20 protein-coding genes are annotated in these 20358 nt (G+C 62.5%); 10 read left to right on the forward strand and 10 right to left on the reverse strand.

Going from position 1 to position 20358, the window contains the following annotated elements:
* Positions 1–104: 104 nt before the first annotated feature.
* From AKG11_RS23535 to AKG11_RS23545, 3 genes are all read right to left on the reverse strand, one after another.
* Positions 105–1454 (reverse strand): sensor histidine kinase, encoded by a 1350-nt coding sequence (locus AKG11_RS23535; RefSeq protein ID WP_050745662.1) that lies wholly within the window; start codon positions 1452–1454, stop codon positions 105–107.
* Complete coding sequence (locus tag AKG11_RS23540) at positions 1441–2118, reverse strand: winged helix-turn-helix domain-containing protein (protein WP_050745663.1); 678 nt, start codon at positions 2116–2118, stop codon at positions 1441–1443. Before AKG11_RS23540 ends, AKG11_RS23535 begins: the two co-directional genes overlap by 14 nt.
* A 163-nt stretch (positions 2119–2281) precedes the next feature.
* On the reverse strand, positions 2282–3337 hold the full coding sequence (locus AKG11_RS23545; protein WP_050745664.1) for a porin: 1056 nt from the start codon (positions 3335–3337) through the stop codon (positions 2282–2284).
* Here AKG11_RS23545 and AKG11_RS34655 point away from each other — a divergent pair.
* The 3 genes from AKG11_RS34655 (at position 3327) to AKG11_RS33785 (ending at position 4969) form a co-directional block, all read left to right on the forward strand.
* On the forward strand, positions 3327–3470 hold the full coding sequence (locus AKG11_RS34655) for a hypothetical protein (RefSeq protein WP_156334124.1): 144 nt from the start codon (positions 3327–3329) through the stop codon (positions 3468–3470). The genes AKG11_RS23545 and AKG11_RS34655 overlap by 11 nt on opposite strands.
* Positions 3471–3701: 231 nt before the next feature.
* Positions 3702–3977 carry a hypothetical protein gene (locus tag AKG11_RS23550; RefSeq protein WP_024270403.1) on the forward strand — a complete coding sequence of 92 codons (276 nt, stop codon included), beginning with the start codon at positions 3702–3704 and terminating at the stop codon, positions 3975–3977.
* Between the two features lie 260 nt (positions 3978–4237).
* A complete protein-coding gene (locus AKG11_RS33785) occupies positions 4238–4969 on the forward strand; it encodes an IS5 family transposase (RefSeq protein WP_130517721.1) in 732 nt (243 codons plus the stop codon).
* 16 nt (positions 4970–4985) lie between these two features.
* Here the strand turns inward: AKG11_RS33785 and AKG11_RS23560 are convergent, their stop codons facing one another.
* Positions 4986–6047, reverse strand: a complete 1062-nt coding sequence (locus tag AKG11_RS23560; protein WP_050745665.1) for an aldo/keto reductase — start codon at positions 6045–6047, stop codon at positions 4986–4988.
* A gap of 17 nt (positions 6048–6064) precedes the next feature.
* Entirely contained in the window at positions 6065–7150 is a 1086-nt protein-coding gene (locus AKG11_RS23565) for a LacI family DNA-binding transcriptional regulator (protein WP_024270401.1), read from the reverse strand.
* Between the two features lie 196 nt (positions 7151–7346).
* Here AKG11_RS23565 and AKG11_RS23570 point away from each other — a divergent pair, with 196 nt between their 5' ends.
* The 6 genes from AKG11_RS23570 to AKG11_RS23595 all read left to right on the forward strand — a co-directional run bounded on the left by AKG11_RS23570 (position 7347) and on the right by AKG11_RS23595 (position 13760).
* A complete protein-coding gene (locus tag AKG11_RS23570) occupies positions 7347–8369 on the forward strand; it encodes an ABC transporter permease (RefSeq protein ID WP_050745666.1) in 1023 nt (340 codons plus the stop codon).
* Positions 8370–8398: 29 nt separating this feature from the next.
* Positions 8399–9409, forward strand: a complete 1011-nt coding sequence (locus tag AKG11_RS23575) for a substrate-binding domain-containing protein (protein ID WP_050745724.1) — start codon at positions 8399–8401, stop codon at positions 9407–9409.
* 74 nt (positions 9410–9483) lie between these two features.
* Positions 9484–11052 carry a sugar ABC transporter ATP-binding protein gene (locus AKG11_RS23580; protein ID WP_050745667.1) on the forward strand — a complete coding sequence of 523 codons (1569 nt, stop codon included), beginning with the start codon at positions 9484–9486 and terminating at the stop codon, positions 11050–11052.
* Positions 11049–12083 (forward strand): ABC transporter permease, encoded by a 1035-nt coding sequence (locus AKG11_RS23585; RefSeq protein ID WP_050745668.1) that lies wholly within the window; start codon positions 11049–11051, stop codon positions 12081–12083. The genes AKG11_RS23580 and AKG11_RS23585 overlap by 4 nt, the downstream gene beginning before the upstream one ends.
* 23 nt (positions 12084–12106) lie before the next feature.
* Positions 12107–13108: a dihydroxyacetone kinase subunit DhaK gene (locus tag AKG11_RS23590; protein WP_050745669.1), complete on the forward strand. Its 1002-nt coding sequence runs from the start codon at positions 12107–12109 to the stop codon at positions 13106–13108.
* Positions 13109–13112: 4 nt separating this feature from the next.
* Positions 13113–13760, forward strand: coding sequence for a dihydroxyacetone kinase family protein (locus AKG11_RS23595; RefSeq protein ID WP_050745670.1), 648 nt, complete (start codon positions 13113–13115; stop codon positions 13758–13760).
* Positions 13761–13886: 126 nt separating this feature from the next.
* Here the strand turns inward: AKG11_RS23595 and AKG11_RS23600 are convergent, their stop codons facing one another.
* Positions 13887–14492 carry a nucleoside deaminase gene (locus AKG11_RS23600; RefSeq protein WP_024270398.1) on the reverse strand — a complete coding sequence of 202 codons (606 nt, stop codon included), beginning with the start codon at positions 14490–14492 and terminating at the stop codon, positions 13887–13889.
* Between the two features lie 83 nt (positions 14493–14575).
* Entirely contained in the window at positions 14576–16120 is a 1545-nt protein-coding gene (locus AKG11_RS23605; protein ID WP_371260141.1) for a nucleobase:cation symporter-2 family protein, read from the reverse strand.
* Positions 16121–16900: 780 nt separating this feature from the next.
* On the opposite strand from AKG11_RS23605, the gene AKG11_RS23610 reads away from it, so the two are divergent.
* Positions 16901–17539, forward strand: a complete 639-nt coding sequence (locus AKG11_RS23610) for a class I SAM-dependent methyltransferase (RefSeq protein ID WP_245290191.1) — start codon at positions 16901–16903, stop codon at positions 17537–17539.
* Here AKG11_RS23610 and AKG11_RS23615 read toward each other — a convergent pair.
* The 3 genes from AKG11_RS23615 to AKG11_RS23625 are packed head-to-tail and all read right to left on the reverse strand — an operon-like array spanning position 17511 to position 20352.
* Positions 17511–18308 (reverse strand): ABC transporter ATP-binding protein, encoded by a 798-nt coding sequence (locus AKG11_RS23615; protein ID WP_050745672.1) that lies wholly within the window; start codon positions 18306–18308, stop codon positions 17511–17513. The genes AKG11_RS23610 and AKG11_RS23615 overlap by 29 nt on opposite strands.
* An 8-nt stretch (positions 18309–18316) precedes the next feature.
* Entirely contained in the window at positions 18317–19351 is a 1035-nt protein-coding gene (locus AKG11_RS23620; protein ID WP_050745673.1) for a FecCD family ABC transporter permease, read from the reverse strand.
* Positions 19348–20352, reverse strand: coding sequence for a FecCD family ABC transporter permease (locus tag AKG11_RS23625; protein ID WP_050745674.1), 1005 nt, complete (start codon positions 20350–20352; stop codon positions 19348–19350). The genes AKG11_RS23620 and AKG11_RS23625 overlap by 4 nt, the downstream gene beginning before the upstream one ends.
* Positions 20353–20358 lie beyond the last annotated feature (6 nt).

Consider the following 20358-nt stretch of genomic DNA (forward strand, 5'->3'; position numbering starts at 1 on the left):
GGCAGGTCTCCTCCGTATCCGCGCCAATGATAGTGCGCGGACTTTGTGGCAGTTCGGCGGGAAGCTTACAAAAATTCAAACTGGCGAAGCGTGGACCGTCCGGATCAGCCGGCAGATGGCAGGCGCACGGTGCAGACAAGCCCGGGCGCATTGTCGGACAGGGCCACTGTGCCGCCGTGCAATTCACCGATCGCCTTGACGAGGCTCAACCCGAGGCCGGTTCCCGGCGAATTCCGGCTCTTGTCCAGCCTGTAGAAGCGGTCGAAGACCTTCCCGCGCTCGCGATCGGGAATGCCCGGACCGTTGTCGGATATGACAAGATGCACATGGCCGGGCGTGAGACGCGATGCGATTTCGATCGTCGTGCCTGGCGGCGTGTGGCGCAGCGCGTTGGTGAGAAGGTTCACACACAATTGGCGGATGAGATCGGCATCGCCAAAGACAATGGCCGCGCCGTCGCATTCAAGATGCAGGATGTAGCCGTCATCCTCCGCAATCGGCCGAAACGCATCGTGGATATCGGCAAGAAGGGTTTGCAGATCGAAGAACCGGAAATTCGTGCGGCGGTCGCGCGCCTCAATCTGGGCGATCCGCAGGAGAGCATCGAAGGTGGTCGAAATGCCGGCGAGCTCCGAGAGCGCGGCACTTGTGAAGGCGCGGCCGCTTTCTGCATCCTGCGCTTGCAGGGACTCGTCCAGCATCAGAAAGACCCGGCCGAGCGGCGTCTTCAGGTCGTGCGCGATGTCGGTCGTCACCTGCTTCAGCGCGGTGACGCTCGATTCCAGCTGCCCGATGGCCCCGTTCAGTTCCTTGGCCAAATGATCGACTTCATCATCCTGCCGGGAGACTGGAAGCCTGAGGTCAAGTTCGCCATTGCCAATCGCATGGGCGACCCTGACCAGCCTTCGGACGCGCCGACGCAGCCGCCCGGCAACGAGGATGGCGCCCCCGGTCCCAAGGCCGAAGGAGATCGCCGTCGCCCAGCCGAAGCTGGTCGTCACGATCCGCGTCAGCCTGTCGGTGTCTTTGTAGCTCACCCCCACCGTCAGGGCATAGTCACCAAGGTCGCCGCGATAGAGCTTGTAGGCGAGTGCGCCGTCGTCCGAACGCGCCGGATTGAGGCTCGAGAACCCCTTGCCCGCCTGCGGCAGTTCGGCATTTCCAGCGAGAAGCCGGCCGCCTGGATCCCGCAGATTGTAGACGGATTCCTCCCCCCGGATCGCCGGCCCATGGCTCTTGATCATCGTGACCGCCGCGGCAACGCCCCCCACGTCAAAGGCGGAGGAGATTTCGCGAAACCGCTCCAGGACACTGGCATTGAGGCGATCGTCGAGGAAATTCAGCACCATGCGATGGGCGATAAGATTGGCACTGAGATTGGCAACCGCGAACAGCATCATGTAGGCGGCGGCATGCTTCAGCGCCGTACTGCGCAGGAAGCTACTGCCGCGCATGCAGGGAATATCCGTTGCCGCGCACCGTATGCAGAAGGGAGCGGCCATAGGGCTTGTCGATCTTAGCCCGCAGCCGGCTGATATGGGTCTCGACAACGGTGCTCTGCGGATCGAAGTTGAAGTTCCAGATCCGCTCGAGCAGCATCGTCTTCGTCAGAACCCGGCCTTCATTGCGCATCAGGAGCTCCAGCAGAGCGAATTCGCGCGGCAACAGCTCGATCGGTGTACCGGCGCGCTCGGCGGTCCGGCGCATCAGATCGACCTCCAGGTCTCCGACCTTGAGGCGCGTCTTTTCCTGGGAGAGCGGTGGCCGGCGTGTCAGGGCGCCGATCCGCGCCATCAGTTCGGAAAACACGAAGGGTTTGGCGAGGTAGTCGTCAGCGCCGGCCTGCAGACCTTCGACCTTGTCGTCGATACCGCTCATCGCGGTCAGGAACAGGACGGGTGTCTGGACATGGGCCGAGCGCAGCGCCTTGACGAGGCTCAGGCCATCGAGGCCGAGGACCATGCGATCGACGATCATCACCTCGTAGGTGCAATCGAGACCAAGTGCCAGCGCATCCCGCCCATCCGTAACATGATCCACGACATGCCCCTCCGAGGAGAGGCCCTTGACCAGATACGAGGCCGTCTTGCTGTCGTCCTCGAGTAAAAGAATCTTCATTCAGGCCCTCATGCTTCCACCGGGCGAAGCGCAGATGGAAGCAGCGCCGCCCGCCAGATCGATTGCGGGTTGTTTGGACGAAACTGAGACAAGCTTGTTTACAAATTTGTGATATATGCGAAAGGCTTCGGGACCGGGCACCAAGGGCGCCCGGTCTTCATGGTCAGAACTTGCGCTGGAAGCGGAGCATGCCACCCCAGGCGTCGGCGTCCTTGCGGTCGAAATTGTCCATGTAGAGAACCTCCGGCGTGACGGTGAAGCCGTCCACGACTTTGAAGTCCACATTGGCGACCGCAGCGAAATTGTCGGCTTCGTCATAGGAAAGCTGGGTGTTCAGCACGAATTTTTCAGCCAGGGGGGCGGAAACGCCAGCCCAGAGCGCGTAGTCGCCGGACCAGGCAGCGAAACGATTCGGCCCGCGGTCGCCATCAGTGTTCCAGCCGGCCATGAAAAAGGCAGAAAAACCGCCGAAGGATCCGTCAACACGGGCCTTGATCCCGCCTTCCTTCATCGATTCGTCGTAACCCGCGACGAGCTTGACGCCATAGGCGCCTGCCGAATAACCGATACCGACCACGAAATCGGGCATGTAGCCCTTGCCCTCGCCGCGGTCGTCTTCGAGGCTGAGCACGCCGGTGAGACCGTTACCATTGTCATAGTTGTAGGCGATGAAGTTGGTCTCGAACGGTCCGTACTTCGTCACCCAGTCCTGAATGACATTGCCGGCATAGTTCGTGTATGTCGTGAATGCGGACTCGCCCTTACCGACACGGAAGCCATAGAAATCGATAAAGGCCTGGTAGAGGAAGATGTCTGTACCGGCATCATAACCCGACGAGGCGTAGTTCGGGCCTGCATAGCCGCCGTGATAATTGAATCGAATCTCGGTATGCGTTTTCAGCGGGCCATACTCCGTATCGGACGCAGTATCGATGCGGAGCAACGAACGGGAACGGGCATCGAAGGCATCGCCATCGCCGTCAAGATCGGTGTCACGGCCGAGCGCCTCGCCGCCCTGAACGTCGAAGCGGACATAGCCGCTGAACTTCAGGCAGGTTTCCGTTCCGGGAATGTAGAAATAGCCGTTGCCGAAGGCATCACAGACGCGGACATATTCCATGGGTTCCGGGTCGGCGGCGACCACGGCATCGGCCGAGTAGGCAAAGGAAGAGGTTGACGCAGCAGCGGCGGCCAACAGGACGGTGCGAATGGATTTCATCTTTCACCTCAAGAAGAGCAACTACCCCAATGTCGGGGCCGCTCCACTTGGCGCGCCCAAGTTTTCGGCAGATTTACCTGAAGTTTACAGCACTGTAAGCCGGGCGCTCGGCGAGAGATTGTTGTATTTTTGATACACTTCCTCTGTCATCTTGAAAGAGAATGGATCACTCAAGACAACCGGCGGGGTTCGCCTTGCGCCTGGACAGAAAGAAGCATCCATGAGCACATATCCAGACAAAACAAGTCCCGCTTTCCCGCACTATGCTTTGACAAATTTGTAAGCTTCACGCGATGGGGGCGTGAAATCCGCTTCGTACTGTCCTCCTGCTGCAACGAAGCAGCGCTATGACGAGGACAACACCATGACCATCAAGATCGCCACCATCACCCTCCTCCTCTTCGCCGCCGCCTCGGCTTCGGCATCGGCCAACAGCGGGATGAACGCGACAAGCAGCGTGCTGGGCAGCATCGTCCAGGGACACGGCAAGCCGGGCGATACCGCCCGCTCGCTTTCCGACCCCGACGTCACGTTCCGCGTACTCGACAATGGTAAGGTCGAACGGACGAACGAGCGGCTCGGCACGGTCTCGATCACGAATCCGAAGACCGAGTGGACCCGGACCTCGCGCAGCAGGTAGGATGACGGCCAAAGGCACCGCACGCGTAATCCCGCGCCTGCAAGACTGCCAGCAGACACTGACTTTGCTATCCTCCCGAGCATAGTCAATAATTTATGGCGCCTCCCTCACATGCAGGATCATCTCCGCATGCGAGAGAAGCGCCATAACTTGCCGCAACCGGATCCTTACATATCGCCTAGGCTCAGGACCTATTAATTTGGATTGAGATGTGATTCAGGATCTCTGTTGAAGGAGGCTGTGATGGGTGATCTTTTGCGCTGAGCGAGCGCCAGATGGCGCTGATATCGCCGTTCCTCCCGCTGTCGCACGGTGTTCCGAGGGTTGACGACCGGCGAGTGATCAGCGGCATCGTCTATGTCATCAGGAACGGCTTGCAGTGGAAGGACGCGCCGATAGGGTATGGCCCGCACAAGACGCTCTTCAACCGCTTCGTCCGCTGGAGCCTAATGGGCGTGTTCGACCGCATCTTCGCTGGCCTTGCGGGTGAAGGGCCAAAACCCGAACGCATCATGATCGACGCAACTGAAGGCTCATCGCACCGCGGCGAGCCTGCTAAAAAAGGGGATATTTCCCGTCGTATCGGGCGAACCAAGGGCGGGCTGAACTCCAAGCTCCACACCGTCTGCGACGGTGACGGCCGGCCGATCATCTTGCTCCTGTCGCAAGGCCAGATGAGCGACCACAAAGGCGCGCGCCTCATGCTTGATGCCCTGCCGCCGGCCGAACACCTCATCGCCGATCGCGGTTTTGACAGCGCCTGGTTCCGCCAGGAGCTCGAAGCCAGAGGCATCGAGCCCTGCATCCCATCCAGTCGCAGCCGCAAAGTCCCATTCGCCTACAACAAGACGCTCTACCGTCAGCGCCACAAGGTCGAGAACCTGTTCGCCAAACTCAAGGATTGGCGGCGCATCGCAACACTCTACGACCGGTGCGCACACACATTCTTATCCGCCATCTGCATCACAGCCGCCGTCATATTCTGGATCTGATCAACGAGCCCTGAGCCTAGATCATGCCGAGATCTGCGTAGCTGTCGTGCAGGGCCTGGTCGCCAGCACTGAAGCGCGCGGCGGCGAAGTTGTGCTGGTGCCAGTAAGGGTAGATGTAAGGTGGGCGGCTGACCTTGTTCAGCGCGTCCAGCTCCTCCTCGCTCAGCTTCAGATCGACAGCGGCGATGTTGTCACGGAACTGATCCTCGCTGAGGCCGCCGACCACGAGACTTGTAACGGCAGGGCGCGAGAGGGTCCAGGCCAGTGAGACCTGTGCCACCGAGACACCACGGGTTTTGGCGATGACCTCAAGCGCGTCGACGATCGACCACAGGCGCTCCCGGTCCCGGATCGGTGGTTCGCTCCAACCGACGGCCTGACGGGAATCGGCAGGCGCCCTGTCGCGTCCGAAGGCACCGGAAAGCAGACCGGCGGCGAGCGGGCTCCAAACCATGACGCCGAGGCCCTGATCGACAGAAATCGGCAGAAGCTCGTATTCGGCTTCGCGTGCCTCAAGCGTGTAGTGGATCTGCTGGGTCACGAAGCGCGGCAGGTTCTTCGCCTCCGCCAAGCCGAGCGCCTTCATGATGTGCCAGCCGGAATAGTTGGAGCAGCCGACATAGCGGATCTTGCCCTGCTGGCACAGTGTATCGAGTGCCGACAGCATTTCTTCGACCGGTGTCACACCGTCCCATTCATGCATGAAGTAGATGTCGATGTGGTCGGTCTTCAGCCGCTTGAGGCTGCGCTCGCATTCGCGGATGAGATGGTAGCGCGACGTGCCTTCATCGTTCGGCCCATCGCCGATACGCATGCGGGCCTTGGACGAGATCAGCACCTTTTCGCGCTTGTCACCGAGCGCTTCGCCGAGAATTTCCTCCGAGCGACCGAGCGAATACATGTTGGCCGTGTCGAAGAGGTTCACACCGCCGTCGATGCAGCAGTCGATGAGACGGCGCGCTTCGGTGACACCCTGGTTGGCGACCCGGGCAAAGGCGCCGACCCCGCCGAAGGAGAAGGTGCCCATGGCGATCGCCGAAACCTTGAGGCCCGTGCGGCCGAGCGTCCTGTATTCCATGATGCTTCTCCCAGGTTCTATTGCGCCGGCTGCCGGGTTTTGCGCTTCGGGCGCTCCGGCACCGTCTTCGAGACACCGTGCTCGTGGCTGGCGCGCAGAACGAGCTCCGCGCCAACGAGGATCTTGACCGGCGGCTGAGGCTCGGCGGCGGCGATGAGGTCATCGAGCACGGTGACGGCGAGATAGCCGATCTTGCGCTTCGACACGTCGATCGTCGTCAACCCCGGTTCCATCGTCGCGCTCTGCGGCAGGTTGTCGAAGCCGATGATCGAGACGTCTTGCGGAATCGAAATGCCATGTTCGCGAAGTGCGCGGATGAAGCCGTAGGCGATGATGTCGTTCGTGCAGAAATAACATTCCGCAAGATCGAGCCCGGCCGACAGCAGCGCGCGCGTATCGAGATAGGCGCCGTCATAGGTCGATTCCACCGAGAGGATGTCAGCCCCGTTCACCGGCAGGCCCAGCCGCTCCATGTTCTTGAAGAACGCTTCGCGGCGCAGGCGGAAGTTGGTCGTGTCGACATGAGAAGCGACAAAGCCGATACGCTGGAACCCCTGCATGCGGAAACGCGAGAGCACCTTGTAGACCGCATCCTCGTTGTTCATATCGACGAAATTCGCTTCGAGCACGTCATAGAACGTATCGATGAAGACGGTCGGGAAACCCAGGCCCTGGATAAGCCTGATATCGGCTTCCGTCAGCTCCGTACCGAGCGCGATGACGCCTGATATCGGCGCGCCGGCCAGCGATTCCGCCACCGTGCTGATCGGCTGGCCCTCGAAGCTCACGACCTCCAGCGTGTAGTTGCGCCGTGTCGCCTCGGCGGACATGCCGTCGATATAGTCGGAGATGAAGACGCTATGGTCGCGGTTGACGGTATGGCCATGCTTGGCGATCTTCAGGAAACGCAGTGTTTCGCCGGGCTCCGCACTGCTTCGCGTTGCCCGGGGTACGTAGTTGAGGTTTGCCACCGCCTCCAGCACCCGCGCCCGCGTCACGCCGGAAATCTCTCCCTTGCCGTTCAATACGAGCGAAACCGTCGCGGGCGATACGCCTGCCGTCTCGGCAATATCCCTGATGGTCGGTTTTCCCGGTTTCTTCATGCGGAGATGCGGGCCTTTTCATGCTGCGACTGCGAACAAGTTTACTAAACGATTTAGATGAACTTTGCGAGACCTAGGGCAAATCGACCCCGTTCGCAACCAATTTTCCGCTCCGACGGGGCTTGTCAGGCCAAAAGTCCTTTGCTAGCGTTTTAGTGAAGCTAGACTTTGTTTAGTAAACAAATGGGAGGAAATCATGCAAAAAACCGGCAGACAGCTGGCGATGCTTGCTGTCATAAACGGCCTTTTGCTGGTGGCGGGCGCCCTGATTTCCGGCGGCTCGTTCCTTTCCCTCTTCAATCTTCAGTCCATGGCAAGCCAGGTTCCGGAAATCGGTCTCCTGGCCATCGGCGTGATGCTCGCCATGTGCGCCGGCAATGGCGGTATCGATCTTTCGGGCATTGCGCTCGCTAACCTTTCCGGCGTCCTGTCGGCTGTCATCGTCTCGTCGTTTATCTCGGCGGCGGAAAGCGGCACGGCCTTCAGTCTCGCCTTCATCCTGGGCGCCCTCCTCGTCGGCCTTGCCGGCGGCATCATCAACGGTGTCCTCATCTCTCGGCTGAACATCACGCCCATCCTCTGCACACTCGGGACGCAGATGGCCTTCATGGGGCTCGCCGTGGTCGTCTCCGGCGGCAAGGCCGTGACGGTCGGCAGCCCCGCGCTGCTGTCGGGTATCGGCAACGACATGATCGCCGGGGTTCCGATCGGCTTCCTCGTCTTCGTTCTGGTCGCAGCCGCTGTCGCCGCATTGCTGAAGTTCACGCCCTATGGCCTGTGGCTGATGCTGATGGGCACCAATCCCAAGGCCGCCGTCTATGCAGGCTTTCCTAGGAACGGCGTGATCGTCGCCACCTACGCGATATCCGGCCTGCTGTCGGGCCTTGTCGGCATCATCATCGCGGCACGCAACGTCAATGTGAAGTTCGACTACGGCAGCTCGTACCTGCTCATCGCCATCCTCATTGCCGTGATGGCCGGGGTGAAGCCGGAGGGCGGCTATGGGCGCGTCGTCTGCGTCGTCCTCAGCGCCATCGCCCTGCAGCTCATGTCGAGCCTGCTCAATTTCAGCGGCCTTTCCAATTTCGTGCGTGATTTCGCCTGGGGGCTGCTGTTGCTCACCTTCCTGGCCGTCGGCCGCTACGACATCGCTGGCTTCCTGTCCCCGGGACGCCGCTCGCCAACCCCTTCGGTGCCTGTCCCTCAAACGCCGAAGTGAAACAGGAGGGAAAATTCGTGGAGGAAAACATGAAATCGTTTTCGAAGAAGGTACTGGCTGGAACCACAGTTGCGGCCGTTGCGCTTGCCGGCTCGATCGGCACGCTGGTCGCACAGGAAAAGCCGGTCATCGCCACCGTGGTCAAGATCAGCGGCATTCCGTGGTTCGACCGCATGAACACCGGCGTCGTGGCTTATCAGGAAGCCAATCCGGACGTCGTTGCAAGCCAGAGTGGCCCGGCAACAGCGGACTCGGCCCAGCAGCTGCAGATCGTCAACGACCTCGTTGCCAAGGGCGTCAACGCCCTTGCCGTCGTGCCGATGGACCCGGCCGTTCTGGAAGGCACCTTCCAGCGCGCCATGGAGCGCGGCATCGTCGTCGTCACCCATGAAGCCGATAACCAGGTGAACACCCATGCCGACGTCGAGGCCTTCGACAATGCAGACTATGGCGCGGCCCTGAACGAACGCCTCGCCGAATGCATGGGCAAGGAAGGCAAGTGGACGACCTTCGTCGGCTCGCTCGGCAGCCGCACGCACATGCAGTGGGTCGGCGCCGGTGAGGAGAACGCCAAGAAACATGCCGGCATGGAACTCGTCGATCCGAACAACGAATCCTTCGACGATGCCAACGGCACCTATGAGAAAGCCAAGGAACTCCTGCGCAAGCACCCCGACATCAAGGGCTTCCAGACCTCGGCGGGCAACGACGTGCTCGGTGTCGGTCGCGCTATCGACGAAGCGGGTCTGAGCGGCAAGGTCTGCCTCGTCGGCACCGGCCTGCCGAACCCCTCGGCCGACCTGCTGGAATCCGGTGCCATCACGGCGATTGGCTTCTGGGACCCGCAGAAGGCCGGCATGGCGATGAACGCCGTCGCACGCCTGCTGCTGGAGAAGAAGGAAGTCACCGACGGCATGGACCTCGGCGTCGAAGGTTACAACAAGGTCTCGGTCAAGCAGGGCCCGGGCAAGGGCCTGCTGATCCTCGGCAACGGCATGGTCCTCGCCGACAAGGCGACCTACAAGGAACACCTGTTCTAATCGACAAACCGTCAGCCGGCCGGAAGGTTCCCCTTCCGGCCGGGATCGTCCGGCGTGGCAAAACGCCGGTCAGCATGAGGACAATTTCCGTGGCGGCACAAGCACAAACAGCGCAGCAACCGGCAGCGCTCCTTGAACTCAGGAACATCCAGAAGTGGTTCGGCGGCGTCCATGCCCTGCGCGGCATCGATCTGACGCTCCATCCGGGCGAGGCCTACCACCTTCTCGGCGAGAACGGGTGCGGCAAGAGCACCGTCATCAAGATCATGTCGGGTGCGCATGCCCCGACGTCAGGCGAGATCGTGCTGGGTGGCGAGACCTTTGCGTCGCTGACACCGATCCAGTCGCTCGCCGCTGGCATCGAGACCGTCTACCAGGATCTGTCGCTGCTGCCTAATCTGACGGTCGCCGAGAACGTCGCGATGAACGAGCAGCTGGTGGACGCCAGCGGCCGTCTCGCACGTCTCTTCGATCGCAAGCGGTTGAAGGAAACCGCGGAGCGGGCGCTGGCCGCCGCAGGCCTGCCGAGCGACCGGACCTTCCTCAACACCATCGTTTCCGACCTGCCGCTCGCCTCCCGCCAGCTTGTCGCAATCGCCCGGGCCATAGCGACCCGCGCCAAACTCGTCATCATGGACGAGCCGACCACGTCACTGACACGCAAGGAAGTGGACAACCTCATCCAGGTCGTCGAGCGCCTGCGCACTGAAAACGTCGCCGTACTCTTCGTCACGCACAAGCTGGACGAATGCTATCGCATCGGCGGCCACGCCGTCGTTTTCCGGGACGGCCAGTGCGTCGCTCAGGGGCCTATCGAAACCTACAGCAAGAAGGAACTCGCCGAACTGATGACCGGTCGTTCCATCGATGCCCAGCGCTACCGCACGGGCAAACTGTCAGACAAGGAGCTGCTCAAAGTGGAGCGGCTCGTTGTCGATGGCGTGCGGGAGATGAGCTTCTCCCTGAAAAAGGGCGAAATTCTCGGCATTACGGGTCTTGCCGATTCCGGCCGCAACGAGCTTGCCCTGGCCCTGACCGGCGTTGCCCCTGCCACAGGCGGCACAGTGACACTCGATGGCAAGGTCGTTTCCGTCCGCTCGCCTGCGGAAGCCATCGCGCATGGTATCGGCTATGTCCCGGAGGACCGGCTTGCCGAAGGTCTCTTCCTGGACAAGTCGATCTTCGAGAACGAAATCGCCCTCATCGTTTCGCGCCTTGCCAATTCGCTTGGCGTTGTCGACCGGGAAGAAGGACGCGGGATCGCCGCCCGTCTTTCCGAGGAGATGCGGCTCAACACGAAGAACCTCGATCTGCCTGTCGGGGCGCTCTCGGGCGGCAACCAGCAGCGCGTGCTGATCGGCCGGTGGCTGAGCATCGCACCGAAACTGCTGGTGCTGCACGGGCCCACCGTCGGCGTCGATGTCGGCTCCAAGGACACGATCTATCGCGTCATCCAGGCCCTTGCCGAAGCGGGCATGGGGCTCGTCATCGTCAGCGACGACCTGCCCGAACTCCTTCAGAACGCCGACCGCATCCTCGTCATGAACGGCGGCCGGGTGGTCGCGGAAATGGGCGCCGGAGAGGCAACCGAAGACCAGCTCTACAAAGCAATGCTGGCGACCACGACGGAGACCATGCAATGAGTGCCTCACGAACCGATGAACTCCACGGCACCGCCGGCCCGTCGCGTTCCTTCAGCTTCAGCGAACTCGTGCGCCGCCGACCGGAAACCATCACGTTCCTGCTCCTGGTCGCAATCTGTGTCGGCGTCACCATCGCCAACCCGGCCTTCCTGCAACCCTCGACGCTTATCGACATCGGCCGCGCCAGCGTGGTCATGGGGCTTTTCGCGCTCGGCGTCTTCATCATCCTGGCGGCAGGCGGCATCGACGTGTCCTTCACGGCGATCGCGGCCTTCACCATGTATTCGATGACCGTGCTGGTGCAGACCTATCTGCCGAACCTGCCCATCGCCCTCATCATTCTCATGGCGACGGTCGGCGGCGCGGCGCTCGGCATTGTCAACGGCCTGCTCGTTCATCACCTGAAGGTGCCATCGCTGATCGTCACCATCGGCACGCAGTATCTCTTCCGCGGCTTCCTGCTCTCCTTCATCGGTACGGTCTGGATCATGTCGCTGCCGCCGCAGATGGGCAGCTTCGGGCGCATGCCGCTCCTGCAGCTCGAATCCGCCAATGGCGCATTGATCACGCTGCCGTTCTACTTCCTCGTCCTGCCCATTGCCGCCTTCGTGACCTGGTGGATCCTCAACCGTACCCTGATGGGCCGCGCCATCTTCGCCGTCGGCGGCAATGCCGACATCGCAAGCCGTCTCGGGTACAACCTGCGCACCGTGCATGTTTTCCTGTTCGGCTATGCGGGCGCGCTCGCGGGCCTTGCCGGCATCATCCATGTCTGCGCCAACCGGCAGGCAAATCCCTTCGATCTCGTTGGCACCGAGATCAACGTCATCGCGGCCGTCGTACTCGGCGGCGCGCGCATCACCGGCGGCACCGGCACGGTCCTCGGCACCCTACTCGGCGTGCTCCTGATCGTTGTCATCAACAGCGTGCTCGTCATGGTCGGCATTCCCAGCACCTGGCAGCGGCTCGTCGTCGGCAGCTTCATCCTGCTGGCTGCCGCCTTCTTCGTCACGCGCCAGCGCAAGAAATAATCCCCAATTCCCGGAGCAAGAGCATGAAGAAGTTTCTGAACGACCCCGTCAATTTCGTCGACGAGATGCTGGAAGGCATCTACAAGGCGCATCCCGCCGTCACCTATACGGCCAACGACCTGCGCTGCCTGGTCAGCGCAAGAACCAAACCCGGCAAGGTCGGCATCGCGACAGGCGGTGGCTCGGGCCACCTGCCGACCTTCCTCGGCTTCGTTGGCGAGGGCATGCTCGACGGAGCGGCGGTTGGCGGCGTCTTCCAGTCGCCCAGCGCCGAGCAGATGTACCAGGTAACGAAGCATATCGATCAAGGTGCCGGCGTCCTCTATATCTACGGCAACTACACCGGTGACATCATCAATTTCGACATGGCTGCCGAACTTGCCGATCTTGACGGTATCGTGGTCAAGCAGGTCGTCGGCAATGACGACGTCGCCTCCTCGGTGGTCGGGGAGGAACACAAGCGCCGTGGCGTCGCCGGCATCTTCTTCATCTACAAGACCGCCGGTGCAGCGGCCGCTGAAGGCCTCCCGCTCGATGAGGTCGCGCGCCTTGCCGACAAGGCACGGCTGCATACCCGCACCATGGGCGTCGCACTCTCCAGCTGCGTCGTTCCGGAAATCGGCCACGCCACGTTCTCCATCGGTGAAGACGAGATGGAAATCGGCATGGGCATCCATGGCGAACCCGGCATCAGCCGCAAGACGCTGGCGCCGGCCGATGCGGTCGTCGACGAGATGATGGAGCGCATCTTCGCGGAAACGGACTACAAGTCCGGCGACAACGTCGCCGTGCTTGTTAACGGCCTCGGCGGCACGCCGCTGGAGGAGCTCTACATCCTCTTCCGCCGCGTCGCGCAGCTTCTGGAAGCGCGCGGCGTTACCGCGAAACATGTCTGGATCGGCGAATTCGCCACTTCGATGGAGATGGCCGGCGCGTCGATCTCGATCCTGCATCTCGACGACGAGCTCGACCGCCTTGTCGCCGCTCCGGCCAACACGCCGTTCTTCCAGCATATTGCAGGGTGAAACGATGACGATCGAGACATTGAATGCCGCAGGCCTGATCGACCTTTTCAAGAGCTGGAAGGATCTCTTTTCCGAACAGCGTGAATTTCTCATCGCGCTCGACGGCAAGGTAGGCGACAGCGACCTCGGCATCACCATGAGCAAGTCCTTCGCCGCCGCTGCCGATGCATTGGAGGCAGAGGGCGAAGCGGCAGGTATCGCCAAGCTCCTGCGTACAGCCGGGGCAACAATGGCCCGCACCGCTCCCTCCACCATGGGTACGTTGACGGCGACCGGATTCCTGCGGGCCAGCAAGGCCGTTGAGGGCAAGGATGTGCTGGAAACGGCGGACATGGCCGCCTTCTGGCGCGCCTATCGCGATGGCGTTGCCGAACGCGGCAAGGCGAAGGTCGGCGACAAGACCTTGCTTGACGTGCTCGACCCGATTGCGGTGACACTGGAAGCACAGGCCGTTGCCGGCGCTTCGCTTGCCGATGCGCTCAACGCCGCGGCAGACGCCGCCGAGCAGGCGCTCGAAGCCACCAAGTCCCTGCTTGCCCAGCATGGCAAGGCCGCGGCCTTCCAGGAAAAGACCATCGGCCTGCAGGATGCGGGCGCGACAGTGGGGGCTTCCCTCATCCGCCGCATGGCGGACTTCGTGGCAAGCCGGTAGAGACTGCTTCCGGCGAGCCGCAGCGCATGTGCCTCGCCGGCTCGTCGCTCCGACCGGATGTCGGGGCCCCAACGCCAAACGCACCACCGGCGGGACAAGCCGCCGGCGGCGCATCCGGGGGAGGGATCAGTTGAGGGGGATGGCGTTGCCGTCCTTGCTTGTCTGGTAGACGACCGAGAGATCGTCATATTTCAGCCGGATGGCCTCGGCGCGTTCCTTGAACTGCGACCGCTGCGGCTCGGGAAGACGGTCGATCAGTGCGTGGATCGACTGTCCCTTCCAGAAGGCATTCGTCCTGTTGTAGCCGCCGGCGTCGAGCGTGAAGACCTCCTTCAGGATCTTCAGGTCGTGCGGGATGGAGAACGCGTCGCGGGAATCCTCGTGACTGAAGAAATAGAAGAAATTGTCGAACCCCGCCCAGGTGATCGCCGACAGACACATCGAGCAAGGCTCGTGCGTCGACAGGAAGATGAGGTCCTTGGAATCCGGCCGATCGCATTGCGGCATCTCGTAGAACCGCTTCAGGGTGTGGACCTCCCCGTGCCACAGCGGGTTTTCCGTCTCGTTGTTGGTCTCGACGAGCACCGTGGACAGGTCCGACTTGCGCAGCAGCGCCGCGCCGAAGACCTTGTTGCCGGCAGCAACGCCGACCTCCGTGGTGGGGATGATGCCGTCCTCCATCGTGCCGAACAGGGCATCGAGCAGGCTTCGGGTTTCGGTTTCTTCTGACATTGTGTCTCCGTTGGTGTCGTGGGGAAAGGTGGTCCGGATCAGGGACAGGGCACGATCCGGAGCCAGGGGAGTGTCGGGCGCCCTCAGTGCGCAGCCTCCGGGATCATCGGGATCTCGACGCCCTTGGCGTCATAGAGCTTGCCATTGAGGAAGTAGTCGCCGTCATGAAGCCGGGCGATATCGGTGTAGCGGATCGTTCGCTCGGTGGCCGCCACGAAGACGGACTGCTGGTCCGAATTGCCGGCCTTGACATGGTTGAACAGTAGGTTGAGGACGATCGCCATCAGGGCAGCAGAACTGATGCCGGAATGGAAGATCGTCGCGACCCAGGCGGGAAAGTGCTCGTAGAAGCCGGGCGAGGCGATGGGGATCATGCCGAAACCGATCGAGGTCGCGACAATCACCAGGTTCATGTTATTCTGGTAGTCGACCTTTGAGAGGGTTCGGATGCCGCTGGCCGCGACCGTGCCGAACAACACGATGCCGGCGCCACCGAGAACCGAACTCGGCACTGCCGCCACGACACGCCCCATGACCGGCAGCAAGCCGAGGATCACGAGGAAAAGGCCTCCGGTCGCCACCACATAGCGGCTCTTGACGCCGGTGACGGCGACAAGCCCGACATTCTGCGCAAAGGCGCTTTGCGTGAACGAGCCGAAGATCGGTGCGAGAATGCTCGACAGCATATCGGCGCGCAGGCCATCGCCCAGGCGGCGCGAATCCACCTTCGTCTCAACGATCTCGCCTACGGCGAGAATATCGGCCGATGTCTCCACCAGCGTGACGATGATGACGATAAGCATGGAGATGATGGCGGCGATCTCGAAGGTCGGGTAGCCGAAGTGGAAGATGGTCGGCAGCGCGAAGAAGGGACCGTTCGACACCTGCGAGAAATCGGTCATGCCGACGGCATAGGCAATGCCTGTCCCGATCACCAGCGCGAGCAGGATGGACAGCCGCGAGATCGAAGCGCTGCCGACCTTGCTGAGCAGGAGAACGATGGCCAGTGTCACAGCGGCGAGCTGGATGTTGGCCGGGCTACCGAAATCAGGCGAGCTGCTGTTACCGCCCATGGCCCAGAAGGCGGCGACCGGCATCAGCGTCAACCCGATCGTGGTGATGACGATGCCCGTGACGAGCGGCGGGAAAAAGCGGGTGATGCGCGAGAAGACCGGGGTGATCAGCAACCCGATCAGCGAAGCGGCGATAACGGCGCCCAGGATGGACGGAATGCCGCCATTGCCCGATATCGCCACCATCGTCGCAACGCCGGAGAACGAAACACCCTGCACCAGCGGCAGGCGGCTGCCGAAGAATGGCAGTCCGAGGGTCTGCAGGATGGTGGCAAGGCCGCCGGCAAACAGCGATGCCGTGACCAGCAGGCCGACATCGCTCGGGCTCAGTCCCGCGGCCTGGCCGACGATCAGCGGTACGGCGACGATACCGCCATACATCGTCAGGACATGTTGAAGCCCATAGGCGATGTTGGCGCCGACGCTGAGTTTTTCGTCTTCCGGGCGTGCGACGGTTGCACTTTCTTCGTCTGCATGTGCCAAGGTAAACTCCTCCCTACCTTTGCTTGCGTTGAATTCTGCGATTTGCCCCGTTTCAGTCGATTGCTTCGGCATGGCGCCGGGGCGCTGGCGCATGCCGGAACCTCACCTCTCGCCGGCGCTCCCTGCCGGTTGCAGTACTGGCGCGCGCGAAAAACCCGATGGCACATTGCCAAGCAGGCGCTGAGCGGACGGCAACAAAGGCGCCGAAGCGCGGCCCCAGGCGCGGCCCAAACAACAGTCATCTGGAAAGAGAGTATTTCTCTGCATGCCCCACCAGTTTCCACAGTTGGACCGGTCGGTTGACCGGTTTCGCTAGGACCCTGTTCCAGGAGGTGCGAGCTCCGGATCGTCATCAACTTGCGTTGAGCGGGGCATTTCATGTGAGGCCTAAACCTGCACTGTTACAAATCCTGCATTCTTTTAGCCGAGCCTGTCAAGCGCCAGCGCTGATCACCGAGGACGCAAACGAGCGCCCCCCCATTGGCAGGACGCAGCGGCGTGCCCGGCAATGTGTAGCCAAATCAAGGTGTCCCAGCCTCGAGGCCGCGCTCCATCCGATCGCATCTTTGCAGAAATGGCAAAAGACCTTCAGGAAAACGGACCGGCAACGCGCGGTCGACATTGCCAGAGAGGGGCGTCGCGGAGCGCTGATGCAGGTCGCGGATTTCGGATCTGATTGCGATGCCAGGACTATCTTGGCCGGCAGCCCGTTGCGCACATGAATGGGGCTACCCGCAGGAGTCCCGTTGCTCTAGAACGCCATCACGACGAGGATTGCACCGGAGGTTTGCCGTGAGCCAGAACAACAAGACCATCACCACGTGGTATGTCGATCCGGACGCTGAGGACCGGATGTCGGATGGTCATGCGCCCATCTGGCGGCACCTGATCGATCTCATCTCCGAGCGCGACCTCAGCCAGAAAAGCGTGCTCGATTTCGGCTGCAACCAGGGCGGCCTGTTGCGGCATCTCTATGCCATCAGGCCCTTCCGCAAGGCGCTCGGCATCGATATCGCCGAGCAGTCGATCGCCAAGGCCGAGGCATTCAAGGGCAATATTCCCGTCCAGCACGCTGTCGGCGGAACGCTGGGCGGCTGGATCGAGGAGTTCGATCTCGCGCTCAGCCATGAGGTGATCTATCTCGTTTCCGACATCGACGCCCATGCCGCCGATATTTTCAAGGCCCTGAAGCCGGGTGGCGTCTACTACGCCGTCACGGGCTGCCATACCGACAATCCACTCTGGCCGAAGTGGCGCGATCTCGTCGCCCAACGTACCAACACGGTTGTGCAGGACCGGTCGATCACCGACTATGCCAGGGCGTTTTCCAAAGCCGGTTTCACGGTCTCGGGCCGCAAGCTGGAATACGATGGCTTCATCCCGTTCTTCGAAGACGGCTGGACACCCGACTTCGCCGACGCGCTCGACTACTACACGCAGACCAAGATCGTCTTCCGGCTGGTCAAGACCCCAGCCGGTGCAGCGTCGTAAGCTCGACGTCGAAATGGGGCGGCTTGTCGGGCGCGACCTCGACGAACCGCCCTTTCACCCGGAAGGTCCGTTCAATCAGGCCGCTTTCGGCGAGCGCCCGCGGCGCGCCGTCGAAACGAAGCTCGCCCTTTTCAAGAAGGGAGATGCGGTCGCTGACGGCGATCGCCTGATTGATGTCGTGGATCGCCATCAGGATCGTCACGCCGCGCTCGCGGCTGAGGCGGTGCACGAGGTCGAGCACCTCCACCTGGTAGCCGATGTCGAGGAAGGATGTCGGTTCGTCGAGAAGCAGGATGCCCGCCTCCTGCGCCAGCGCCGCCGAAATCCAGGCGCGCTGGCGCTCGCCGCCGGAAAGCTCCTGTAGCGTCCGGTCGGCGAAGCGCGTGAGGCCCGTGCTTTCAAGCGCCCATTCGATCGCCGCCTCGTCCTTCCGGTCATAGGAGCGGAACAGGCCGACATGGGGAAAACGGCCTTGCCGGACAAGCTGGGCGATCGTCATCTCGTCGGGCGCTGCCGGCTGCTGCGGCAGGAAGGCGAGTTTTTTCGCGATCGCGCGCCGCGACATCGCGGCGACGGCGGTGCCTTCGATCTGGGCTTTGCCGCCTGATGGTGTGATGAGACCGGCCAGCACTTGGAGCGCCGTGCTCTTACCCGAACCGTTCGGGCCGATGAGGGCGCGGATTTCGCCCTTTTCCATCGACAGCGAGAAATCGGTCAACGCCTTGCGGCGACCGTAGAGGACCGACAGGTGTGAAGCGGTGAGCGGCATGGGCGATCTCACGGAACCTTGCGCAGAAGCGCAAGCAGGACAGGAACGCCCATGAGGGCGGTGACGACGCCGATCGGCACTTCCTCCGGCCCGCCGGCCAGCCGGCCGATCAGGTCGCCCAGCGTGACGATGACGGCGCCGAGCACGACGGTGAGCGGAAGGACCAGCGGAAAATGCCGCCCGGCGAGGAAGCGCGCCAGATGCGGGACGATGAGGCCGACGAAGACGACCGGCCCGACGGCGCCGACGGCGCTGGACGCCAGCGCGCAGGAGACAAGCAGGACCAGCGAGAACTGTGCCTTGTAGGAGAGGCCGAAGGAGCGGGCGACAGTCGCATCGAACCGCAGCAGGATCAGCGGGCGGTAGATCAGCGGCAGCATTGCAAGGCCTGCAATCGTGAACGGCAGCAGGAAGAGCGCATGGTCCCAGGTCCGGGCATAAAGGCTGCCGGAGAGCCATTCGAGAATGATCTCGATGCGGGCCGAGCCCCAGCCCGCGATGAGCCCGATGGCAATGGCGTGCAGCACTGCGCCGATGGCGATGCCGCAGAGCGTGATCCGGAGCGGGCTGAGATCGAGGCGGAAGGCAAGCAGATAGATGATGCCGCCGGCGATCATACCGCCCATCATACCGGCGGGCGGGAGCCAGGCGATCGGTAGCTCGTTGACCGAGTAGGAATCGGGATTGCCGAGATAGACCGTGAAGAGAAGGAAGAGCGTCACGGTCAGCGTCGCGCCCTGCGAGACGCCCATCAGCGAGGGATCGGCGAGCGGATTGCGGGTGATGGTCTGGAGAAGCAGGCCGGCGAGCGCAAACTGCATGCCGGCCAAAATGCCGGTCACGATGCGCGGCAGCCGGATATCGAGGATGATCGAGCGTGCCTCCGGCGAACCGCTTCCAGTCAGCGCCGACAGGACATCACGGACGGGCAGGTCGACGATGCCGAGGAAGATGGCGGCGACGAACGACAGGAGGACGAGCGCGAGCGCAATCGGCAGGATCCAGCGGCTCGGCCGGCCAATCGTCGGGGCGCCCAGGCTCATGCGCCCTCTCCCTTGAAATCGAGCCGGCCGCGCTGGATGAGATAAACGAAGAGTGGACCGCCGATGAGCGCGGTGACGATGCCGACCGGCAGTTCCTTGGGAATGGCGGCGGTGCGCGCGACAAGGTCCGCCGCGGTCACGATCAGCGCGCCGATGGCAGCGGTCAGGCCGATCTCCCAGGCGGTGCCGCGCGGTCGCAGGAGCTTTGCCATATGCGGCGCGGCAAGGCCGACGAAGGCGACGGGGCCGGCAACAGGCGCGACGCCCGCGACGGGGCAGATGCCGAGCAGCAGCAAGACCGGTTTCCAGAGCGTGAGTTGAACCCCCATCGCCGCGGCGGAATGGTCGCTGAGCGCGAACATGGCGATCACCCGATGAAGGAAGAAGGCGCCCGACACCCCGACCAGCACCCAGGGCAGCATCTGGACGAGATGCCCCCAGGTCCGCCCGGCAAAGCCCCCGGCCAGCCAGAACAGCAGCGCCGTCGATTGCGGCCCGGCGAAAAGCAGCACGTAGATGGTGATCGCACCGAGGAAGAGCGAGACGCTGACGCCGCCGAGGGCCAGATGCAGCGGATGGCTGTTGCCGCCGCGCGCCACCCAGAACGTCACCGATGCGGCGGCAAGTCCGCCGGCGAGTCCGACGAGCGGATAGTAGTGCCCGGAAACCCAGGGCAGGAAGACGAAGCATGTGACGATCGGTGCGATCGCCCCGGCGGTGACGCCGGTTATGCCGGGATCGGCGAGCGGGTTTCGGGTCAGCGCTTGGAGGAGATAGCCCGACACGGCAAGCCCCGCACCGGCCGTCGCGGCGGCGAGGCTGCGCGGCAGCCGGAGCGTCCAGACGAGGATCGACTCGATCTTGCCGTCGGGGCTGAAAAGCGCCTGCAGGACCGCGCCGGCGGAAAGCGTGCGCGCGCCGGGCATCAAGCCGACAGCGATGACGAGAAGGGTCGCGACGACGATGCAACCGATGGCTATCGAGAATTTGCGTGCGTCCATCGTCGT

It is taken from the genome of Shinella sp. SUS2 (assembly GCF_001262505.1).
In the GTDB taxonomy this organism is placed as follows: domain Bacteria; phylum Pseudomonadota; class Alphaproteobacteria; order Rhizobiales; family Rhizobiaceae; genus Shinella.